Raw genomic sequence first — 21,169 nt, 5'->3', positions numbered from 1 at the left:
ATAACCAAAGTATGCAGAACATTAAATTTGGGTCCGTAGCTCAGTTGGTTAGAGTACTACCTTGACATGGTAGGGGTCGGCGATTCGAGTTCGCCCGGACCCACCAAATTTAGTTCTTAGGAACGAAACACAAAGCCCGCTTATCGCGGGCTTTGTTGTATTTGCGTTTCACTCAGCCCCATCCCATTTTTGTTACCTTTCTCATCAAAACAGAAGACACAGCTCCCAATTTGCCACTACTAAATAAATACATTTTGTAAATTATTGATCAAACTACTTTTTCTCAACGAAATATCATGTTAAAAAGTATGGCATATTGTGAATTATATTAGAGTATTGAATGATAGTAGCTCGCTCTCTCTGTTTTATTGCCTGCTGTACGATGGCTGTACCCACTATAGGATGGGCGAATCCTATCGATTCAGAACTGACACTTAACTACGGTGTCATTTCGACTAAGCCTAAAAAGCGCATTAAAGACAGCTATCCAATTATGTCTAATCTCGCTAAGCAGCTTAGTCACTATGGCTATACCGACGCAGAAGTAAAAGTTTACGCTACCATTGATGAGTTGGTCGCCGCGTTTCAGACTGGCGAAGTCGATATTATGAGTGCGACGATTTACCCAACACTGATACTCAACCAGCGAGCGCAAACCCAACCGATACTCGTGCGTTGGAAAAAAGGCGATCCTAGCTACAGTTCAGTGTTCGTTACTCACAAGAAAAATAGCTATCAAGATCTTTCTGAATTGCAGGGCAAAGTGGTTGGTTTTGAAGACAGAGACTCTACCAGCGGCTATTTCCTACCTTTAGTAACCTTGCTCAGCCAAGGTTTAGACGTACAGCTACTCACCTCAATTAACGAAAAGCCAAGTGCAGACAAAGTTGGCTATTTCTTCTTTGAAGACTTCCTCCTTGATACCAACGAAGTGAACATGTCCATGTGGGCTACTAAAGGCATTGTGGACGCCATTGCTTATAGCTCTTCAAACTGGGACAACCCTAAAGACACACCCGTTGCATTAAAACAGCAGTTAAGAACGTTTGGCCAAACGAGTGAATACCCAAGAGCGGTAATTAGTGTCAGCCAAAAACTGCCTGCAGAAACCGTCGCGGATATCAAACAAGCCCTGCTTTCCATTGACCAGAATGAAGAAGGTCAAGCACTGCTAAAAACCTACCAGAAAACTAAAAAGTTCACCCTTTTTGACAGTCAATCTGAAGCGCTTTTTTATCAAGCGGCCGATCTTTTGAACAAGTTTGAGGTCGTTCAGTAGTTAATGAGACAGTTGGGTTTTAAAAGTCATCTTATCTTTGCCACAGCATGTGTGGTGACCTTGGTTTGTGCGCTAAATTTCATTCTTTACAGTGCGGCTTATGAGCAACAGTCCGATGAAATCTACGAGAAAATCGCTCTCAGCGTCGAACAATCACTCGAAAAGAAAGTTGAAGACCAAGCCATATCTTTGGCTAAAACCTTGAGTAATCAAGCCTTTAACCCGCTCTATCACTACAACGTATCCTCAGCACTCCACTTGCTTCAATCTAATCTCAGCCAACCTAACATCGAGTCGATTTATATCATTGATAAAGAAGGGCTGATTTTCCATGATGGCACTAACGATATTGTCAGTTTTGGCGAGCCTCACGCGAAGTCAGACTTGATCAGACAAGTACTAAACACTCAAAAAATTGTTAAAGAGAACCAAGAAAACCACCTCTATGTCGCTGCACCTATCAGCGAAGGCGATAAACACCTAGGGGTGCTTTTTATCGAGATGAACACGCACAAGCTAACGGCTGAGTTAAAAAATAATAAGCAGCACCTTGTCGCAATGGGTGAATTAGATAGTGAAAGAATGAGACGTTGGCAGCTTATCTTCTCTGCAGTGGGTGTGATATGTGGCGTCGCTATGGCGTATAGTGTCGGTAATTCATTTGCCAATCCAATCAGCCAAATAAGCAGTCAGCTAAAGCAAACCAAAGACGGACGATTCTCTCTGGTTGTCGACGAAGTAAGGTATCGTGAGCTAAGACAACTGGTTGGTGCTTTCAACGGCATGCAAAAGTCCGTAAATGATCATAACGCGCGCATAGAGCATATGGCATTTCATGATCAGTTGACCGGATTACCTAACCGTTTTCGCTTTATTGAAAGCGTTGATAAGCAAATGAACTCAAACAATAATCAGCTTATCGCCATTCTTTTTATTGACCTCGACGATTTTAAGTTCATCAATGATAACTTCGGTCATCACGTCGGAGACGAAGTGATTATGCAAGTCTGCCAGCGCATTGAACAGGTTGTCTCCTCTCAAGAATTTGCCAATGTAACAGCACCATGTGTGTTATCCAGAGTGGGAGGCGATGAGTTTATGCTAATGGTTCCCTACTCTGCTGAAATGCGAGTATCAGCCATCGCAGACGCGATTCTCAAAGCTGTCATTCAACCCATCGATCATCAACAATCCAAGCTGTCTTGCAGCGCCAGTATTGGTATCGCTTGCTATCCTGATTTTGGTTCTGATGCAGAGTCCCTCTGCCGCCACGCTGAACTTGCCATGTTTGAACGCAAACAAAAAGGCAAAAATGCTTACACTATCTATACCCATAGCATGGATAAGACTATCCAAGAAAGATTGTATATCGAAAGAGAACTTCGAAGAGCGATGGATGACCTTTCGCAATTTGAGCTTTGGTATCAACCTAAGTTTGACGTCGCCACCTCTCGTATTATTGGCGCTGAGGCTTTAGTGCGTTGGAACCACCCGACACAAGGGTATATAAGACCTGATAAGTTCATTCCTGTCGCAGAATCTACCGACCTAATTCTTACCCTCGGCGAACATCTCATTAAGCTCGCTGCGAAACAAGCAAGTATCTGGGTTAAACAGTATGGAGAAGAGTTTTACATCGCGCTGAATTTGTCCCCTCGTCAGCTGTATCGTCAAAACTTAGTGGAAATTTTTGCTACCTCGCTAGAACAAAACCAGTTACACGCCAATGCTCTGCACGTTGAAGTGACGGAAACTCTGCTGATGTCTGACAGCGCAAAAATCAAAGCCGTTTTACACAACTTAAGAAAAATGGGCATCCAAGTGTGGCTGGATGATTTTGGTACTGGTTACTCCTCGCTAAGCTATTTGCAAGAGTACCAGTTCGATGGCGTAAAGATTGATCGTTCATTTATCTACACACTTTCCTCAGAAAACAATAATACCTCGTTGATTGAGGCCATTCTTTCCATTGCGTCTAGTATGAAGATGATGAGTGTCGCCGAAGGTATTGAAACCGACTACCAGCTCGCTCGCTTAAAACAGTTAGGTTGCCAATACGGGCAAGGATATCTAATTAGCCGTCCATTACCTGCGGCGGAATTTGTTGAGATGCAAACCCAGCTCGCCGCCAATAGCTATTGATAGTGTGAAAAACACCGCAATTCATGACACAAGATGGGTTCAATGAAACCTTGCCAAACAAAGAAGCCCGCTTAATCGCGGGCTTTTTGACGTTTCGTATTCACTCAGAGCGTCGCTAAGAAACCATTAATCTTTTCTTCGTGCTGTTTGATGGTCTCTTCACTTGGGTGAACCGCATGCTTGTGAGTGAAGTACACCAAAATTGCCATCTGAGCAGTAAGGCGGTTTTCTGCTTCATCGAACGCTACCGAGTACTCACTTTCCAATGCGCCACGTGTCACTTCCTCTTTGTCATTTGCAGGCAAACAATGAAGTAACATCGCGCCAGGCTTAGCTTTAGCCATTAACTCTTCAGTAATCACGTAATCTGGCATAAAGGCAGCAAGGCGCTCTTCTTTCTCATCCATCTGCGTGACCCAATAGAAACTATCACCATAAACGACATCACAGTCGCTAATGCGCTCAACATCGTCGGTGATTTCAATGCGACCTCCAGACTCTTCACAGAAATCTAGAGCCATGTTCACCCACTCTTGCTCCATATGATATTTCTTTGGCCCAATCTGTTTAAAGCCCACCCCATACTTGGCACAAGTTAACATTAACGAACGGCAAACGTCTGTTGCATCCCCCATAAACGCCAAGGTCAAATCAGAGAGTTTGCGTCCATCGGTAATGTGCTCTCTGATGGTAAACAAGTCAGCGAGCATTTGAGTTGGATGGAAACGCGTATCTAAGCCGTTAATAACGGGTACCGTCGACATTTCTAGCAAACCATCCAACGTTTCTGGGCTGTTGGTACGTGCCATGATGATGTCACACATACGAGAAAGCACGCGAGACGTATCATCGATAGACTCTTTACCACCTAAATGAATATCTTTTGGCGACAAGAACAGAGCATGACCACCGAGTAAGGTAGCGGCGACTTCGAATGAAACGCGTGTCCGTGTTGACCCCGCCTCGAAGATCATGCCTACAGATTTACCTTTGAACAGTTGTGGGATCGCGTTATCTTTGCGTGCCTGTTTTAAGTAAGTCATCAGTTCCATCATGTTGTCCATCTCTTGTACCGAGAAGTCCTTCATTGACACCATGTGTTCCATGTTCACTTTGTTTAGTTCAGTTGCACTTGAAGATGGTAATTTCATAACCTAATTCCTATTAAATATCTGTTTTTCGAAAATTAAACGGTGTTTATGAGCAGTCAGACCTGCGGTATTTGTTGAGTAATACAATGGATGTTGCCACCACCGAGCAGAATTTCTCTGGCTGGGACCCCGTTGACTTCATATCCGGGGTAAATCGATTCCAGAATGTGCTTCACATCCTCGTCGTAGCGTTCATCCAAAAGCGGTAACACAATTTGATTATTAGTAATCAGGTAATTAGCGTAAGACGCGGCTAGACGTTCACCGGCTTCACGTTCCATCCCTTCTGCGATATCAATGCCTAACGCTTCTTCCTTAGACATGTACAAAGGCCCGGGCATGGGCAATTTGTGGACCTTTATTGCACGACCTTTTGCATCTGTTTGGCTGCTTAGGAACTCGAACGCCTCACGGCTGATCTTGTATTGAGGGTCGTTTTCATCGTCACACCAAGTCAGCACCACTTCGCCCGGCTTAACCACATGGAGGATATTGTCTACGTGACCATTAGTTTCATCGTTGTAAAGCCCTTTTGGTAACCAAATGACCTTGTCAATATTGAGGTGGTCACATAACACCTGAGTAAGCTCTTCTTTACTGTAATCAGGGTTACGACTCTCATGAAGTAGACATTCTTCAGTGGTATACAGAGTGCCTTCTCCATCGACATGTATGGAGCCACCTTCTAGTACAATGGGAGCCCGGTAACGCAGATCTCGCTTTGTCTCGCACATTTTCTGTGCGACTTGGTCGTCGTGATTCCACGGGGAGTACAAACCATCAACCAACCCGCCCCATGCGTTAAACTCCCAATCTACGCCACGGCGCTCTTGCTCATCGTTGACAACATACGTAGCACCTATATCACGCATCCAAGAATCATCAGTGGTCACTTCTAGAACTCGAACATCATCTGGAAGCCGTGAAACTGCGTTATCGTATTGCGCCGAACTCACAAGCATGGTGACCGGGGTGGTTTTACTGATCTGTTCCGCTACATCCGCAAACACTTTTTGTGCTGGTTTAGCGCCATTTCGCCAATTATCCGTGCGCTCAGGCCAGGCCATCCATACTTCACTTTGTGGCTCATGTTCGCCAGGCATGCGAAAGCCGTCTTGTCTCGGCGTGGTGTCTAATACTTTGCTCATTATCTGCTCTCCTCTTTTAAGCTTGAGCTTCTTGTTGATCCTGCGTCTGCTCTTGGGTTTTCTTGCGTTTTAGAGCTCCAAGAAGAATCCACTCTCCCGCCAATATGGTGGCAATCAGGCCTACCAACACTGGGCCTGTGTAACTCCAATCGGCAACAGTTAGGTCGAGTGCCTCTGGGAAAATAAACAACACAACAGCTTGAAGAATGACTAAAAAACATACGATGGATATCAACCACTGGAATCCCATTCCGCCTGGTACTTTGAAAGGACGCTGACGCTCGCCATCCGCTACTCGTAATTTGAGATAAGCCGGAAACATAAAAAGATATGGCAACAAGAAAATACAGCTAGAGAAAGCAAAGATTGACCAGAACAAGTCATTATTAACTTGAGCAAACAGTGCATAAGACAGAATCACAACCGTCGATACTGCACCCGTAATATTGTTTGCTCCGACAGGTGAGCCTCGCTCTGACACCTTAGCGACCGGTGCTGGTAACTCCCCTTCTTGAGCGGCTTCCGCTGCTGCGCGACTTGCGCCCATTGTCCAACTGACCATGTTACCGATAAGGGTTAATAGGGCGAAGGTACCAAATAGGTAAACCATTGCAGTGCCTAACGGACCACTCCCAAATAGCGTTTTGAACGTGTCAATCAAACCTGCTACTAGCCCAATGCTCTCAACAGGTAAAGCCATTAAGATGCCAACCGTGCCAAAGATGTATAGGAACGCTGTGATACCTATGGATAGGAATACCGCTTTTGGCATGTCGCGTACGTCTTTCATTTCTTTGGTCATGGTCGCGACTAGCTCAAACCCCATCAGGTTAAAGACAATGGCTGGCAAGAATGACACCGCCGAGTCTAAGCTAGGCACCATTGCTGGCAGCGAAAACTCATTCGCGACACCATGTTTCATCGCATAAACGAAACCACCAACACCCAGTGTGCCAATAACCAAAATCTTCAACACCGCGCCAATATTGGTCACCCATACGCCAATGTCTGCCGACACATTACAGATCCAAACAGTAAGCCAAGTTAACAGTACACAAATCGCTATCTGCCCCAATAAAGACAGATCTGGCATGAATAACTCTGCAAACATTCCGGCAAACATGATGTACACCGCTGGCATCCAAAGACCAACATTGATCCAGTAAAACCAGGTTGTTCTCACGGCCCATTTGAAGTTAAACGCTTCTTTAACCCAGTCGTAAATCCCTCCTTCCCCAGGATAAGTGGTGCTGAGTTCAGAAGTGATAAGACCGTACGGGATGACAAAGAAAATCAGCATCACAACCCACCAGCCAATAGCACTTACACCTATGCTGGCGGAAGCGGTTAAGGTGTCGACAACCAGTACAGCACATAAGGTAAACAGTGCGATACCGGCAACGCCCATTTTCCCTTGAGTTTCATTACTCATTTTTCTGCTCCTTAATACCTAATTCGCTAACTATTAAAGGAGAAAAATAAATATCGAACTTTGATGAAAACTGAATATCGGTTTGGGATAACTTCTGATGAAATAAAACTAAATTCGCACCGACACAAATCAAATAAATAATCGAAATCATCTCGAATATTGATTTTTATCAAAAAACCATATTCAACAAGTCGATATTCACGGCGTACCAAACAACATTGTTGAGATCACATATCGGATTTTTTCAGCTCCAGGCTTTCTATTTTGTGACTAGTACAGTGAAAAAGTTTTATGTTTTCGTAACTCTATCGACGCGTGATTTTTATCCCTATAAAGCGAAAAATAATTCACTACAGTGATAACACCCTTGTTATTAGGAGAAAACGAATGTCCAAACCAATTATTGTAGTGGCGGTTGGCGGTAACGCGTTGTTGCAGCGTGGTGAAGTAATGAGTTGTGAGAATCAGCAGAAAAGCATCGCCCAAACGGCTCACTCTCTGGCCAAGTTGAGCAAAGATTATCGACTTGTCATCGTTCACGGCAACGGCCCTCAAGTCGGACTGCTATCATTGCAAAACAATGCCTACAAAGATTGTCCCCCCTATCCTTTTGACGTCCTGGGGGCAGAAACCCAAGGTATGATCGGTTATCTGATCCAACAAGGACTAAATGCAGCGATTGACGACCGATTTACCACCACCATCTTGACGAGAATTGTGGTAGACCAAGACGACCCAGCTAACGCCGATCCCAGCAAGTTCATCGGCCCTGTTTACAGTGAGCAGCAAGCAAAACGACTGGCTGAACAGCATCACTGGATCGTAAAACCCGATGGCCAACATTGGCGTCGCGTTGTTCCTTCTCCTGCGCCGAAAGAAGTTCTTGAGATTAACGCGATTAAAGATTTGCTCGAGAAAGATCACTTGATCATCTGTGGTGGCGGTGGCGCAGCACCTGTAATAGAGAAAGACGGCGCCTATATTGGATTTGAAGCCGTCATCGACAAAGACATGACAGCGGCATTGATCGCTCAACAAGTAGAAGCCGAGCACTTACTCATCCTTACCGACGGCACCCATGTTTGTCTAAACTGGGGCAAGCCAGACGAAGAGAAACTCGAACAAGTATCGGTTTCACAGATACGGGGTTATGATTTTCCTGCCGGCTCCATGGGACCCAAAGTGGAGGCCTGTTGTCAGTTTGTGGAGTCGACTAAATGCGTTGGACACATCGGTGATTTAGCCTATGCATACGAAATCATCCAAGGCCAATCGGGCACCCATGTTAGACCCGATTAAATAAGCAATTCGCTCTAATACAAGGAAGTAGCCTCACAAAGGGATAGAGAAAAGTCCGATCTAAGCAGCGGATTTTCGAACACTATCCCTTTATATTATTGTTGAGACCAACGGGTAGTATGCAAACTTATGCGAAAAGTTAAAACCGAAGAAAAGCTACATAGAATCAACCACGCGGTTATCCAGTTGATGGAGCGCAGAGAAGCAACCGATATATCCATGTACGACGTGGCCAAAGAGTGCGGAATGGCGACTTCGACGGTATATCACCACTATCCAAATATAGAGAATCTATTTCATAGCTTATTAGATGATGTATTTTTAGATTTCGATTCATTGCTAGAAAAATGCATTGACGAAACAAAAGTAAATCATTGGACAGATATAAATCGCATGATAGAAACAGCTTATGTCGATTATTACAATCATAATCCGATCGCTAAAAAGTTAATTTTAGGACGACACACTTTTTCTGAACTTGGCCATGCCGATACAGAACATGATTTAGAGCTAGGAAGCCAAGTCGAAATGATCTATCGACACTATTTCGAGATACCTAAACTGCCACAGCCAATTAATATCTTCGCAATTTCTCTTCAGGTCGCCGACAAAATATATTCGTTGTCTTATCGGAAGTATGGCTTCATCACCCCAGAGCTCGCGCAAGAAGCATTAAGGCTTACAGAGTCTTATCTCCAACTCTACATTCCTAACATCTGCCGCCCAGCCAACAACCCATTGGGTTGGCGTAACTAAACTTATCTATATAGTTTTAGCGTGAAAGAAGCCGAGCTTTGAGGTTTGAGAGCAACTTCTGTATGATGCCCGCCACGAAAGATAACAGGCACACAGCATGAATCGTAAGAAAAAGATCAACAGCATCCTAAAAGCGAAGCAAAAAAAGAAAAACGCCAAGTTACATAAAAGCAACAAGCCCCGCTATATCTCTAAAGCGGAGCGAGCAAAAATGGAAGCTGAACAACAAGCTAACGCGCCTCTCGATGCTGAACAAGCAATACCAGCGGAAGACGCCGCCCCCTCAGCTTCTTCGGAGCAATAAAGCCTCATCGATAGGAATGAACTTATCGCACACATCAATTAAGTTTTGTGCGGTAAGTCCAGGAACCGCATACACATCAACCTTAGTCGCAAAGCGCTGTTGAATGCGCGTGACAAGCATTTCAAAATCACCATCACCAGATAGTAAGATAACGCGGTCAACCTGACTTGCCAGCTCATACACATCTAGGGCAATACCCACATCCCAGTCGCCTTTGGTACTGCCATCACTTCGTTGAATATAGGGCTTGAGCTTCACATCAAATCCAATCCCACGCAAAATATGGTGAAACTGGCGCTGTTTAGGGTCGGTTGAAGCAATCGCGTAAGCACTAGCGCTGACAACTTGCTGTCCTTCGGTCGCCACATACCAAAACTGGTTGTAGTCAAAGTTAGCGCGATATTTGTCTCTCGTCGTGTAGTAGATGTTTTGCACATCAACGAAAATGGCAATTTTTTCCATGATTTGTCTTCTTAAGCAATAACGGTGTGACTCTATCAAATCAGCGCGATGATTACAGCTCTGTTTAACACGAGCAAAGCCATAGATAGTGACATTGTCACAATGGCGGGTATTGCGTCTTTGAAGCCATCGAATCGCAAATGAAAGTAGATCGCCCCTAAAGACGTGAGCAAAATTGCCACCGCCCCGACAGATTGCCAAGTGCTCTGCCCTGTCAACAACGCTGTCGCCAAGGCCAGAGACGCCAACAGTTCAATAACTCCCACTGCAAACATTGCCGCCCGATTTAAACCGTATTTAACAAAAAACTTAAGTTGGGTCTGAAAGATCATTTCCTGCCACCCAAATAGCTTTATCGAAGCCGCAAACGTAAAAAATACCATTAGAAGTACACTAATTATAACCACCCTCTATCTCCTCAATCGATATCTAAGGGGGACCAGCAAACTTGCCCCCTTACTACGGCAGTCAGTATATTCATTCCAATATGGTCAGATAAATGCTAAAAATTACCTTATTAAAATTCCAAAATGGAATAGATAAATGGACAAAGTAGATTGTATTCGAGTATTCGTTCGCGTTTCTCAACTCGGAAGTTTCACTCAAGTCGCCAATGAAATGGACACCAGCCAGAGCTCGATAAGCAAAAAAATGGCTTGGCTAGAAAAACAGATCGGTTTCACTTTACTGCACCGAACGTCTCGTCAAATCATGTTAACCACGCAGGGACAAGAGTATCTGAGCTATTCGCAACGCTTGCTTGATGAGATGGACGCCATGGAATCACGGCTTAAGTTAGAATTAAACGAAGTATCCGGAACACTTAAGCTTACTTGCCCTTCCGCATTTGCAACTCAACGTCTGGCGAAACCCGTTTCAAAGTTTATGGCTTTGCACCCTAGCTTAAGCGTTGAAGTGTCTGTAGAAGACAAGGTGATTAATCTACATCAAGCTGATGTCGACATCGCAATACGAGCTTCTCATCTTGATGACTCTAGCTTCAAGGCGAGAAAGATTATGCTCCATCAGATCTGTTACTTCGCTTCATCTCAATATGTTGCAACAATGGGTAAGCCTATAAGCCCTGTTGAGCTCAGCGATCACCGCTGCCTTGTTTATTCCCTAATGACACCTTCTAATGTTTGGCTAATCGACGGAGAACCAGTGCGAGTTAATAGCGTGTTTTCAAGCGACAGCCCTGACATGCTGGTACAAATGGCACGCTTAGGCACAGGGATTGCGGCAATGCCACGCTGGATGGTCGACAACGAGCTAAAAGAAGAGACTCTGGTTGAGCTGTTCCCTGATATGGAAAAAACCATGCTGCCTATGTACGCCGTGTATAAATCAACAGAATATCTGCCCTATCGAATCCGTGCCTTCATCGATTATCTAGTGGAGTATTACGCACAAGAACCTTTATGATGGTCCATAAAATTGGCTCGTGTCTAAACAACGCACATACAAAAACAGCGGCTCTTTTGCCGCTGTTTTTGTTTTATTGCTGCTCAGGTCTAAGCATTAAACCATTTAAGTTTATCGTGCAACGAAGTGACACTACCAACCACAATCAGCGCAGGGCTGAGCGCTTGCTTCGCCATATTTGGTAGGTCTTGCAACGCACCAGTAAATACTCTTTGTTCACGGCGGGTACCATTTTCGATAATGGCACACGACATGTTACTATCCATTCCGGTTTCTAACAGTTTCTCAGTGATGTAACCACTCTGTTTTAAGCCCATATAAAACACCAACGTATTGTTCGATTGAGCTAACGATTGCCATTCAATTTCGCGCCCATCTTTCTGCACATGACCAGTGATAAATTGCACACTTTGGGCATGCTCACGGTGTGTCAATGGAATCCCTGCGTAGGCGGTCGCCCCAGCAGCAGCGGTAATTCCGGGCACCACTTCAAAACAAATGCCATGTTCAGCAAGCTCTTCCAGTTCTTCTCCGCCACGGCCAAAAATGAACGAATCTCCACCTTTCAGACGGACGACCTTTTTGCCTTGCAGGGCTTTTTCTACCAAGATCTGGTTAATCTGATCTTGCGGAACGCAGTGAAAATCTAATTTTTTGCCCACATAGATCATTTCTGCATCGCAATTGGCTAGTGCCAAAATCTCCGGCGACACCAATCGGTCATACACAACCACTTCCGCTTGCTGAATGACTCGGTAGCCTTTCACAGTAAGTAAATCTGGGTCACCCGGCCCAGCACCAACTAATGATACAAAGCCAAGGTTTGATGAAGAGATGGGAGTCACGCTCATAGCTATGCCTATCAATGTAAATTTGGATATAAAAAGTAATACTCAACTCGCCACCTTATGGAGTGATTACTTTTTATATTCAAATCAATACTGTACGTGATGTTAATGGTTAGGAGCCCCACGCGACAACGTGGGGCTGTAAGTCATTATTTCGCTAGTGCTGGTTTCGCATTAACTTCTTCTTCGTCGTTTAGAGAAGGCGCTGTTTTTGCGTGAGTCAGGTAAAGCGGGATACATGTCATGATCAAACCACCAACAATGTTACCTAGGATGGTAGGGATAAGGTTGAAGTTCAACCAAGTTGCGATACCAAAGTCTGCGCCTAAGATCATACCTAGCGGGAATAGGAACATGTTCACCACTGTGTGCTCGAATACTAGCGCAAAGAAGATGAAGATTGGGAACCACATCATGGCCACACGACCCGCAACTGTACGAGCTGTCATGTTACCAATCACACCTAGGCAAACCATAAGGTTACAGAAGATACCGCGCACGAAACAGGTGATCCATCCGTCCATGCCCATAGCTTCAAAACCTGCACTACGAGCGGTTGAAACAGCGATGAATTTCTTCGCTACCGCGTTTAGCTCAAGTGAGAAGTTACCGGTTAGAGAAATTGCCACAAGGTAAGCAACAATCAGCGAACCAATAAGGTTACCAAGACCAACCAAACCCCAGCAGCGGAATACACGGTTCCAAGTAATACCCGGACGGCCTTCAAATTTAGCCAGCGGCGCTAGACCAAACACACCTGTCACTAAGTCATAACCCATGACAGAAAGGATAACAAAGCCCACAGGGAAGACTAACGCGCCAACCACGCCAACTCCAGTTTGGACAATGGTCGTAATCGCAACAACAACGGCTAAAGATAAGATGATACCCGCCATGGTTCCGCGAAGAACTAAGTCACGCGCGCTGGTTTTTGTTTTCGCTTCGCCAACATTGATCATTGTTTGCACGAATTCAGCAGGTTTAAAGTCTGTAGACATGAATGTGTCCTTATTCAAAATTGAAAGTTAAAAGTTGAAATTGAATAGTGAAAGGCTCGCTGTTTCTCTGTTCCCCAACTGAGAAACAGCAAACCTTTAAGCTATTTAATCTCCATAGCCTTCATCTTTATTGGCGATAAACGTTAATGGAAACGGATACTTAAGCCGCGATTTCGACTTTACCTTTGGCCACGCGTGCTTGGTAAGTTTTCACGTTCATACGTTCATCTTCCATACACACACCTGTCGATAAGTTGAAGCGCTGCTTCTTAAGTGGACTCGCCACCCAAAGCTGCTCGTCGTGTTCAACAACCAAGCCGCGCGACAGTACATTAGACTGGAAAAATGGGTCCATGTTGTTAATTGCATACACTTCTTCAGTTGCTCGAGGGCGGAAGATCGCAACTTGTTCACCATTCACTAACGCCACTACCCCCGTGCCTGGGATGATGTCCTCGATGTTACATACTTTTGTAAATGCCATGATGTCGTCTCCCTTTAAACTACTTCGACATGAAGGATGTCACCCTTCGCTTCTGGGTGTTTCTCAGTAAATGTCGCTGGACGGTGTTGACTACGGCCATCAGTCACGAACATAACGTTGTCGTCACGCTCATCTGAGTTAATGAAATGAGCAAAGCGTTTTAGCTGTGTTTCGTCGTTGATGGTATCTGTCCATTCACAATGGAACTCTTCTACTAGCTTGGCAATATCTGCTTCTAGTTGGTCATTGATGCCTAACTTGTCTTCGATGATCACTTCACGTAGGTAATCAATGCCACCTTCTAGGTTCTCAAACCATACAGAAGTACGTTGCAGCGGTGCAGCAGTACGGATGTAGAACATCATAAAGCGGTCGATGTATTTGATCAGAGTTTCTTGGTCTAGGTCGCCAGCAAGCAGTGTCGCGTGGCGCGGTTTCATACCACCATTACCACACACGTACATGTTCCAGCCTGCATCAGTCGCGATAATACCAAGGTCTTTACCTTGCGCCTCAGCACATTCACGGGTACAACCAGAGACACCAAACTTCATCTTGTGCGGAGTACGGATACCTTTGTAGCGGTTCTCGATCATCACACCAAGGCCAACTGAGTCCTGCACGCCGTAACGACACCAAGTTGAACCTACACAGGTCTTCGCCATACGCAGTGCTTTCGCGTACGCCTGACCAGTCTCGTAACCCGCGGCAACCAGTTTTTTCCAGATGGCTGGAAGATCGTCTTTTTGAGCGCCGAACAGGCCGATACGCTGTGCACCTGTGATCTTGGTGTAGAGGTTGTATTCTGCTGCTACATCAGCCAGTACTGCTAGCGCTTGAGGCGTTACTTCACCACCCGCCATACGTGGAATCACAGAGTAGGTACCATCTTTTTGCATGTTACCTAAGAAGTTATCGTTGGTATCGTGCAGTTTAACCAGAGATGGCTTCAGGATGTGGTCACCCCAGCAGGACGCAAGGATAGAGCCTGCAAGAGGCTTACACACTTCACAGCCGTAACCTTTACCGTGTTTCTCTAGCAATTCTTCATACGATTTGATTTCGCCAATACGGACAAGGTGGAAAAGCTCTTGGCGAGAGTAAGCAAAGTGCTCACATACATCCGCTTTAACTTCAACGCCTGCTTTTTCAAGCTCTGCATTAAGAACCGAAGTGACAAGTGGGATACAACCACCACAGCCCGTGCCTGCACCCGTTACCGCTTTGATGTCACCAATTGTGTGGTGACCTTGCGCGACGGCTTCAGCAATCTTGCCTTTAGTCACATCGAAACAAGAACAGATAACCGCTGAATCTGGCAATGCGTCAGCACCTAACGTCGGTTTCTCGGCACCAGCGTGCGCAGGTAAGATTAGTGCATCAGGGTGTTCAGGAAGGTCAATTTCATTGAGCATTAACTGAAGAAGATCGCCGTAATCAGAGGTATCACCAACCATTACCGCACCAAGCAGTTTTTTATTGTCTTCAGATACGATCAGGCGTTTGTACACTTCCTGCTCTTCATTTTGGTAGACGTAGCTCTTACAGCCCGGAGTACGACCGTTAGCATCACCGATAGAACCAACTTTCACGCCGAGTAATTTAAGCTTGGCTGACATGTCAGCACCTTCGAACTTGCTGTCGTTACCTACTAAGTGGTCAACAGCAACCGTTGCCATCTTGTAACCTGGGGCAACCAAGCCATAGAAGGTTTCATTCCAAGAAGCACACTCACCAATGGCGTAAATGTTTTCATCAGAAGTCTGACAGAAGTCATTGATTGCGATACCACCACGTGGAGCGACGTCTAGCTGCATATCGCGAGCCAGTTTATCTTGCGGGCGAATACCTGCTGAGAACACGATGAAGTCTGTTTCTAACTCTGTACCATCAGCAAAACGCATCACGTTACGAGCATTTTGGCCCTCAGGTGCGATTTCTAACGTATTCTTGCTAGTGTGGACCATCACACCCATACTTTCGATTTTTTGGCGTAGCTGGTTACCACCCGCTTGATCAAGTTGCTCAGCCATTAGCTTAGGGGCAAATTCAACCACATGAGTCTCTACACCCAGAGCTTTAAGTGCACCTGCAGCTTCAAGACCTAGAAGGCCACCACCGATAACGACACCGATTTTGCTCTTTTTCGCGCAAGCTTCTATCGATTTGAGATCTTCGATAGTACGGTAGACAAAACAATCTTTACTCTCACGACCCTTGATAGGCGGAACAAATGGGAATGAGCCAGTTGCCATGATCAGCTTGTCGTATTGAATTTCACGGCCGGTACTAGAATGCACAATACGCTTCTCACGGTTAACGTTGATCGCGCGCTCGCCAATCAGCATGTTCACACCGTGCTTGTCGTAGAAACCTTCTTTAACTAAAGATAACTCGTCTGCTGTATGGTGAGAAAAGTAAGAAGAAAGGTGGACACGGTCATATGCGACGCGCGGTTCTTCACAGAAAACAGTAATCTCGTACTGAGAGGCATCTGTCTTCTCTACTAAGTCTTCAATGTAACGGTGTCCTACCATACCGTTACCGATAACGACCAGCTTCAACTTGCTCATAATACTTCCTAAGGGTTAGGTTCTTTATCTGAGCCAATTGTCATTTGTGAAAGAAAATTAATACATGATGTAAATCAATTACAGATCCAAACTACCCTAAAGGGGTAGAAACAAAAAATAATCCCTCACATTTTGTAAATCTTTTACATTTTTGATTAATTGAGGCCAATATTGTGAAATATCTCGAACAACGCATCGCTGCTCGTTGAAATGTGTTGCGGTCGTGTTCTTGGAGAGTGCCCATTGTTTCGCAACAACGCACATAGAAAAGAAGAAAAAAGCGCCAATAAAAACACCTTTGGCGCTAGTAAGGTCGTTATGATGAGCAGCTGTAATGAGATACACCACCAGCTGCGAAATATTCCAGTGGCCTTAATTGGTCGTACTTCTCCTCGATTGAGTTGTCCTGATCTGCATATGGCTCTGCAAATACGCTTTGCAGTTCGTCAATCAACGCATAATTCCCCTGTTCGGCTTGCTCGTAAGCAGGCACGACAAGCCACTCTCGCCAAGTATACTTAGGATTAACAAGCTTCATTTGTGTTGAAATAAGCTTGTTATCAACCTCTGGGTTAAGTAATCCGCGCCACTGTTGCAACCACTCATCCCACGCTTGTGCCAGCTCGTCGGTTAATTGGGCGTAGAAACAAGCCGAAAGTTCGCTGACATCCTCAGGCATGTTTGATAAGGCTCGGAAAAAGATTGTGTAGTCGAGATGACTTTTCATCATCAAGGCTAATAGTGTGTTAAACAGCTCACTGTCAAAATGCTCTAGCCCCAGCTTCGACGCCCACATATTACTGAGCTTCTGCCGCATAAGTGGTGAGAAACCTTCCGCGATCTGTTCCAACGTTTCTAGCGCCTCAGGCTCACTTTGCAACAAGGGTTTTATCGCAGTGCAGAAGCTTTCAAAGTTTTTTTCTGCCGCTATTGGCTGGTTAAAGAACGCAAAATGACGTCCTCCTCCTGTCCAAGGTTGGAAGTAAGGCTCGAAATATTCGCAAAAACCAAACGGCCCATAATCAAGGGTAAAACCACCTAAAGCGCAGTTATCACTGTTAAAGTTGCCCTGACAATAGCCAACTCGCAGCCAATTGGTCACCAAATCAGTGAGACGTTCTCTAAATTCTCTGGCTAACAGCAGTAACTGGTCTGCAAGAGGAAGCTCAGCGTCTATCTGTTGCCTGTACTCGCGCTCAATAACATGTAGCGCCATCGCCTCTAGTTCAGCCATCGCTTCAGGGTGTTCATTAACACGCGCCCGACGGCCAAACAGTTCAAGCTGCCCTACTCGTAAAAATGATGACGCAACACGCGTTGTGATCGCGACTGGGTTCGCTACCATAATGTCTGGATTTTCAGAACGCGAGCCTTCGCTGTACCAAGGCCGGTCTACGGTTTCTGACTGGGAAGCAAACAAACTCAGTGAACGAGTGGTTGGCACACCTAAGGCGTGCATGTACTCTTGAGCAAGAAACTCTCGCACACTCGAACGCAATACAGCTCTTCCATCTGCACCGCGACAATACGGCGTCGGGCCGCCACCTTTGAGCTGCATTTCCCATCGCCGATGATTAAAAACCCCCTCGAAGACTGAGACAGCTCGCCCATCGCCATAACCATTACCCGTTTTGAATGGACACTGATCGGTATATTCATTACCAAAAATAGACAACGCGTAGCCGGTTGCCCACCCGCTTCTTCGCATCGGTTTCGGTAGCTGCGAAAGATCGCCAGAGAACATCCGCTTAAACGCTTCACTCGTTGCTGCCGCGTTATCAAGACCGAGCTCTTTGAACAACGCTTGGCTGTGGCTGACGTAGATAGGATCACTGATAGGCGTTGGCTGAACCGGCACATAATGGCCTGAGGTGACTTGTCTTGGTCGGTGATCGATACCGTCGGTTGTCGCCTCTGGATCTGGCTTGAGGGTATCGAGCAATGAATAATCGCAAGCGTTCGCTAGCTCTATCAAACCTTCCATTTGATCTGAAGATTGTTGCCCGGCCTGTTTGCTCATCACGATTTAACTCCGCGTATCAAATATTAACTTATTAGCAATGATACGTTTACATGACCCAAAATACATCAATGGCAATAAACAAGCGCTGAAATTTGCACCAATCGCTGTTTTAGACAAGCGTAAAAAAGCAGAGCGAGTTTTATCCCCCGCTCTGCTCGTTGTTACCTGCTGCCTTTATTCGTAATCTGACGCGTAGGTCTCTTCATAGGTGTGTGAGTAAAGCTCAAACAAGTTGCCAAATGGGTCTTCCATGTAAATCATTTGCGCAGGTTTACTATCGTCTTCCGGATGGTAGCGCATGATATCCATACGAGCTTTACCACCGAACTCTTCTACTCGCTGAATAACGCCTTCGAAGTCATCCGTTTGAAGACAGAAGTGGAAAATACCTAAGCGTGAAAAATCCACTTCGTGACGCTCTTGGCGCTCTTTCATCTCAAACAACTCAACACCGATGCCATCTGTCGTGACTAAGTGCGCAATGTTAAATCCTTTAAAGCCTTCGCCAAATACCGCGATACACATACGACCAATTGCAGACTCTCGCTCTTCGATCACTTTGGTATTGTTCATAACAATGCGTAAACCAAGCGCTTTAGTATAAAACTCAACCGCTTTGTCCATCTCGCCAACCATGATGCCTACGTGATTCATTTTCATATCTTGCTCCTAAAACTGTTTTCTAGTTTCGTAATTCGTTTCGATGTGAAGCAGTATAAACAGACCATATTAAATGAAAAATTATCATAAATTATACATTTGATAATTATTGGTTATCACTAAACCAAACTGGTTAGGCGTTACCGTCGAGCGCATCACAGATGTCTTCTCAATCCAACCGATAAATGCGGTTGGCGGGGTTATCCACCACTCTATATGTTGGCTTTAACATCAATACTCATTTTTGAATAAACATCTCTTTAATTGAGAAACAAGATGTAACGAACTCAAAGTTGCAACAACAGTTTGCATAAGATCATCAATTGTTGAGAATTATATAAACAATGAACATTAATTGACCTAGGTCATATATAGAGCTTTTGTACAAGGGGTAGCATTAAATTGTAAGTCAAAGAAATATTTCATTTTTTTGTTTCAAAATAACAATAAAGTCGTAAGACTGACCTTTGGAAAAACGTTAATAATGAATGACCAATCGCTCAACCGTGATTACTGCGCCACCTCGAACTTAATCTCTACCACAGATCCGTCTAGCTACATTACTCATGCAAATAAAGCATTTTGCGATATCGCAGGCTTCTCAAATGACGAACTGATCGGTAACCCACACAACATGGTGCGCCATAAAGACATGCCTAAGCAGGCATTCGCTCAAATGTGGACGTACTTGAAACAAGGCAAAAGCTGGATGGGACTGGTAAAAAACCAGTGTAACGATGAGAACCACTACTGGGTGTCGGCCTTTGTAACGCCCATCACAGATGCCAATGGCGAGATCACTGAATACCAATCCGTGCGTTCTAAACCAAGTAAAGAACAAGTCGCTCGAGCCGAAGCTTTATATCAAGATCTTCGCGCCAACAAACAGCCAAAACAGTTTCGCTTACCTCTTCACGGCTTTTCACTCGCGCTTTCTTCACTCACCGCATTGCTGGCAGCCGGTTCAGCAATATGGACGCAAAGCCTATTGGACGCAGGCATCGCCGCGGTCAGCATAGCCACCGGAATGAGCTTGTTCTACCAAGCTAAGCGTTTTAACGCGATTAGAACGTTGGCGAATGACGCTTACCTCAACCCGCTGATGGAAAAGCCTTACACCAACCATTTTGATGACTACTCACAAGTAGAACTTGCCCTGCTCATGAAAAAAGCGGAGCTACGCGCCGTGACTGCGCGAGCCAGTGAAACATCAGGTGAGATACTCATTTCTGCTGAAGACGAGTTTGGTACGATTCAGTCGATTGGCCAGAGCTTAGATCAGCAATGCATCGAGACTGAGCAAGTCGCTGCGGCGGTAGAGGAACTCAGCCACTCCATCAAAGAGGTCGCAGACGCTGCTTCAGCCGCCACCTTACTGGCAGAGCAAGCAGACCAAGAGTCCATTAACGGTCTAGACAGTATTCGCTCAACCATTCTAGAAGTGAACGCCCTTCGTGATGAGCTGAATCAAGCACAGGCGATTATTCTTCGCTTATCCCAAGATACGCAAAAGATAGACAGCATTCTCGAGGTTATTACTACCATTTCAGAGCAGACTAATTTACTTGCGCTTAACGCTGCTATCGAAGCCGCTCGTGCGGGAGAAGCCGGTCGAGGCTTTGCGGTTGTCGCTGATGAAGTACGTAACCTCGCATCCAAAACAGGTTCTTCCGCAAGCGAGATCCACACCATGATTCGTCAGCTCCAAGAAACGTCAGAAAGCGCAGTAGGCGCCATGGAAAAAGGCTTATCGCTATCCAACCAATGTAAAGAGCGTGCAGATCAAACAGGTAACGTGTTAAATACGATTTCTGAGAAGCTCAACCTTGTGACCGACAGCAGTATACAAATCGCCGCCGCTGTGGAGCAGCAAGCTAGCGTAACCCAAGAAATAAACCGCAACGTTGTGAACATTAAAACATTAGCCGATGACACATCAGTTACCTCTCAAACGTCGATCGAAAGAACCAGTCAACTCGTCGACCGATTAGAAGGATTAGAGCGCCTGATGAAGCAATTTCAATCGACATAAAGCGTCACCAGAATAGCGATTAATTTCCAGTGCTAAATTAATCGCTATTCTATAACTCATAAGAGGTAATTCGTTTCAAAGCGAAATAGTTCGCTCCTCACTCCGAATCGATACTCAGCCTCATACTACAAATGTCTATGTGGTCATAAAAGC

General features: G+C 45.2%; 18 protein-coding genes and 1 tRNA gene. 8 read left to right on the top strand and 11 right to left on the bottom strand.

Features of this window, described 5'->3' with window-relative positions; all coding sequences use genetic code 11:
• Positions 1–29 precede the first annotated feature (29 nt).
• From RH45_RS11000 to RH45_RS10990, 3 genes are all read left to right on the top strand, one after another.
• A tRNA-Val gene (locus tag RH45_RS11000) sits at positions 30–106 on the top strand.
• A gap of 234 nt (positions 107–340) precedes the next feature.
• Positions 341–1,279 (top strand): phosphate/phosphite/phosphonate ABC transporter substrate-binding protein, encoded by a 939-nt coding sequence (locus tag RH45_RS10995; protein ID WP_008077051.1) that lies wholly within the window; start codon positions 341–343, stop codon positions 1,277–1,279.
• 3 nt (positions 1,280–1,282) lie between these two features.
• Complete coding sequence (locus RH45_RS10990; RefSeq protein WP_008077050.1) at positions 1,283–3,421, top strand: bifunctional diguanylate cyclase/phosphodiesterase; 2,139 nt, start codon at positions 1,283–1,285, stop codon at positions 3,419–3,421.
• A gap of 104 nt (positions 3,422–3,525) precedes the next feature.
• On the opposite strand, the gene argF is transcribed toward RH45_RS10990, so the two are convergent.
• The 3 genes from argF to RH45_RS10975 are packed head-to-tail and all read right to left on the bottom strand — an operon-like array spanning position 3,526 to position 7,152.
• Positions 3,526–4,572 carry an ornithine carbamoyltransferase gene (argF, locus tag RH45_RS10985; RefSeq protein ID WP_008077034.1) on the bottom strand — a complete coding sequence of 349 codons (1,047 nt, stop codon included), beginning with the start codon at positions 4,570–4,572 and terminating at the stop codon, positions 3,526–3,528.
• Positions 4,573–4,628: 56 nt separating this feature from the next.
• The gene (aguA, locus tag RH45_RS10980; protein WP_008077032.1) at positions 4,629–5,720 is read right to left on the bottom strand and encodes an agmatine deiminase; all 1,092 of its coding nucleotides are present in this window, start codon (positions 5,718–5,720) and stop codon (positions 4,629–4,631) included.
• Positions 5,721–5,736: 16 nt separating this feature from the next.
• Positions 5,737–7,152, bottom strand: a complete 1,416-nt coding sequence (locus tag RH45_RS10975; protein ID WP_008077029.1) for an APC family permease — start codon at positions 7,150–7,152, stop codon at positions 5,737–5,739.
• A gap of 387 nt (positions 7,153–7,539) precedes the next feature.
• Between RH45_RS10975 and arcC the strand changes: the two genes are divergently transcribed.
• From arcC to RH45_RS10960, 3 genes are all read left to right on the top strand, one after another.
• On the top strand, positions 7,540–8,451 hold the full coding sequence (gene arcC, locus RH45_RS10970) for a carbamate kinase (RefSeq protein ID WP_008077026.1): 912 nt from the start codon (positions 7,540–7,542) through the stop codon (positions 8,449–8,451).
• Between the two features lie 129 nt (positions 8,452–8,580).
• The gene (locus RH45_RS10965) at positions 8,581–9,207 is read left to right on the top strand and encodes a TetR/AcrR family transcriptional regulator (protein ID WP_008077024.1); all 627 of its coding nucleotides are present in this window, start codon (positions 8,581–8,583) and stop codon (positions 9,205–9,207) included.
• Between the two features lie 97 nt (positions 9,208–9,304).
• Positions 9,305–9,511: a DUF2986 domain-containing protein gene (locus tag RH45_RS10960; protein ID WP_008077022.1), complete on the top strand. Its 207-nt coding sequence runs from the start codon at positions 9,305–9,307 to the stop codon at positions 9,509–9,511.
• Here the strand turns inward: RH45_RS10960 and RH45_RS10955 are convergent.
• Together RH45_RS10955 and RH45_RS10950 are read right to left on the bottom strand one after the other, a co-directional pair.
• Entirely contained in the window at positions 9,491–9,973 is a 483-nt protein-coding gene (locus RH45_RS10955) for a LabA-like NYN domain-containing protein (RefSeq protein ID WP_008077019.1), read from the bottom strand. The genes RH45_RS10960 and RH45_RS10955 overlap by 21 nt on opposite strands.
• 35 nt (positions 9,974–10,008) lie before the next feature.
• Positions 10,009–10,380, bottom strand: coding sequence for a DoxX family protein (locus RH45_RS10950; RefSeq protein ID WP_008077016.1), 372 nt, complete (start codon positions 10,378–10,380; stop codon positions 10,009–10,011).
• Between the two features lie 136 nt (positions 10,381–10,516).
• Here RH45_RS10950 and RH45_RS10945 point away from each other — a divergent pair, with 136 nt between their 5' ends.
• Positions 10,517–11,398: a LysR family transcriptional regulator gene (locus RH45_RS10945; RefSeq protein ID WP_008077014.1), complete on the top strand. Its 882-nt coding sequence runs from the start codon at positions 10,517–10,519 to the stop codon at positions 11,396–11,398.
• 89 nt (positions 11,399–11,487) lie between these two features.
• Here the strand turns inward: RH45_RS10945 and cobA are convergent, their stop codons facing one another.
• From cobA to RH45_RS10915, 6 genes are all read right to left on the bottom strand, one after another.
• Complete coding sequence (gene cobA, locus RH45_RS10940) at positions 11,488–12,249, bottom strand: uroporphyrinogen-III C-methyltransferase (protein ID WP_008077013.1); 762 nt, start codon at positions 12,247–12,249, stop codon at positions 11,488–11,490.
• A 146-nt stretch (positions 12,250–12,395) separates the two neighbouring features.
• Positions 12,396–13,244, bottom strand: a complete 849-nt coding sequence (locus RH45_RS10935) for a formate/nitrite transporter family protein (protein ID WP_008077011.1) — start codon at positions 13,242–13,244, stop codon at positions 12,396–12,398.
• A gap of 160 nt (positions 13,245–13,404) precedes the next feature.
• Positions 13,405–13,728, bottom strand: a complete 324-nt coding sequence (gene nirD / locus RH45_RS10930) for a nitrite reductase small subunit NirD (protein ID WP_008077009.1) — start codon at positions 13,726–13,728, stop codon at positions 13,405–13,407.
• A 14-nt stretch (positions 13,729–13,742) separates the two neighbouring features.
• Complete coding sequence (gene nirB / locus RH45_RS10925) at positions 13,743–16,301, bottom strand: nitrite reductase large subunit NirB (RefSeq protein ID WP_008077007.1); 2,559 nt, start codon at positions 16,299–16,301, stop codon at positions 13,743–13,745.
• Between the two features lie 316 nt (positions 16,302–16,617).
• Complete coding sequence (locus RH45_RS10920; RefSeq protein ID WP_008077005.1) at positions 16,618–18,321, bottom strand: protein adenylyltransferase SelO; 1,704 nt, start codon at positions 18,319–18,321, stop codon at positions 16,618–16,620.
• A gap of 177 nt (positions 18,322–18,498) precedes the next feature.
• Positions 18,499–18,984, bottom strand: coding sequence for a VOC family protein (locus RH45_RS10915; protein WP_008077003.1), 486 nt, complete (start codon positions 18,982–18,984; stop codon positions 18,499–18,501).
• Between the two features lie 484 nt (positions 18,985–19,468).
• Between RH45_RS10915 and RH45_RS10910 the strand changes: the two genes are divergently transcribed.
• Positions 19,469–21,016, top strand: a complete 1,548-nt coding sequence (locus tag RH45_RS10910; protein WP_008077002.1) for a methyl-accepting chemotaxis protein — start codon at positions 19,469–19,471, stop codon at positions 21,014–21,016.
• Positions 21,017–21,169 lie beyond the last annotated feature (153 nt).

It is taken from the genome of Vibrio sinaloensis DSM 21326 (assembly GCF_000189275.1).
In the GTDB taxonomy this organism is placed as follows: Bacteria; Pseudomonadota; Gammaproteobacteria; order Enterobacterales; family Vibrionaceae; genus Vibrio; species Vibrio sinaloensis.
Note: the sequence above shows the minus strand (reverse complement) of the source record. Positions and strands in the feature narration are given on the sequence as shown.

What these genes read in the sequence shown, in the direction of transcription:
- RH45_RS10910 (WP_008077002.1), top strand. Translation starts at nt 19,469, where the DNA reads ATGAATGACCAATCGCTCAACCGTGATTACTGCGCCACCTCGAACTTA.
- RH45_RS10915 (WP_008077003.1), bottom strand. Translation starts at nt 18,984, where the DNA reads ATGAAAATGAATCACGTAGGCATCATGGTTGGCGAGATGGACAAAGCG.
- RH45_RS10945 (WP_008077014.1), top strand. Translation starts at nt 10,517, where the DNA reads ATGGACAAAGTAGATTGTATTCGAGTATTCGTTCGCGTTTCTCAACTC.
- aguA (WP_008077032.1), bottom strand. Translation starts at nt 5,720, where the DNA reads ATGAGCAAAGTATTAGACACCACGCCGAGACAAGACGGCTTTCGCATG.
- RH45_RS10935 (WP_008077011.1), bottom strand. Translation starts at nt 13,244, where the DNA reads ATGTCTACAGACTTTAAACCTGCTGAATTCGTGCAAACAATGATCAAT.
- RH45_RS10920 (WP_008077005.1), bottom strand. Translation starts at nt 18,321, where the DNA reads ATGAGCAAACAGGCCGGGCAACAATCTTCAGATCAAATGGAAGGTTTG.
- RH45_RS10990 (WP_008077050.1), top strand. Translation starts at nt 1,283, where the DNA reads ATGAGACAGTTGGGTTTTAAAAGTCATCTTATCTTTGCCACAGCATGT.
- RH45_RS10995 (WP_008077051.1), top strand. Translation starts at nt 341, where the DNA reads ATGATAGTAGCTCGCTCTCTCTGTTTTATTGCCTGCTGTACGATGGCT.
- nirD (WP_008077009.1), bottom strand. Translation starts at nt 13,728, where the DNA reads ATGGCATTTACAAAAGTATGTAACATCGAGGACATCATCCCAGGCACG.
- RH45_RS10960 (WP_008077022.1), top strand. Translation starts at nt 9,305, where the DNA reads ATGAATCGTAAGAAAAAGATCAACAGCATCCTAAAAGCGAAGCAAAAA.
- cobA (WP_008077013.1), bottom strand. Translation starts at nt 12,249, where the DNA reads ATGAGCGTGACTCCCATCTCTTCATCAAACCTTGGCTTTGTATCATTA.
- nirB (WP_008077007.1), bottom strand. Translation starts at nt 16,301, where the DNA reads ATGAGCAAGTTGAAGCTGGTCGTTATCGGTAACGGTATGGTAGGACAC.
- RH45_RS10965 (WP_008077024.1), top strand. Translation starts at nt 8,581, where the DNA reads ATGCGAAAAGTTAAAACCGAAGAAAAGCTACATAGAATCAACCACGCG.
- argF (WP_008077034.1), bottom strand. Translation starts at nt 4,572, where the DNA reads ATGAAATTACCATCTTCAAGTGCAACTGAACTAAACAAAGTGAACATG.
- RH45_RS10955 (WP_008077019.1), bottom strand. Translation starts at nt 9,973, where the DNA reads ATGGAAAAAATTGCCATTTTCGTTGATGTGCAAAACATCTACTACACG.
- arcC (WP_008077026.1), top strand. Translation starts at nt 7,540, where the DNA reads ATGTCCAAACCAATTATTGTAGTGGCGGTTGGCGGTAACGCGTTGTTG.
- RH45_RS10975 (WP_008077029.1), bottom strand. Translation starts at nt 7,152, where the DNA reads ATGAGTAATGAAACTCAAGGGAAAATGGGCGTTGCCGGTATCGCACTG.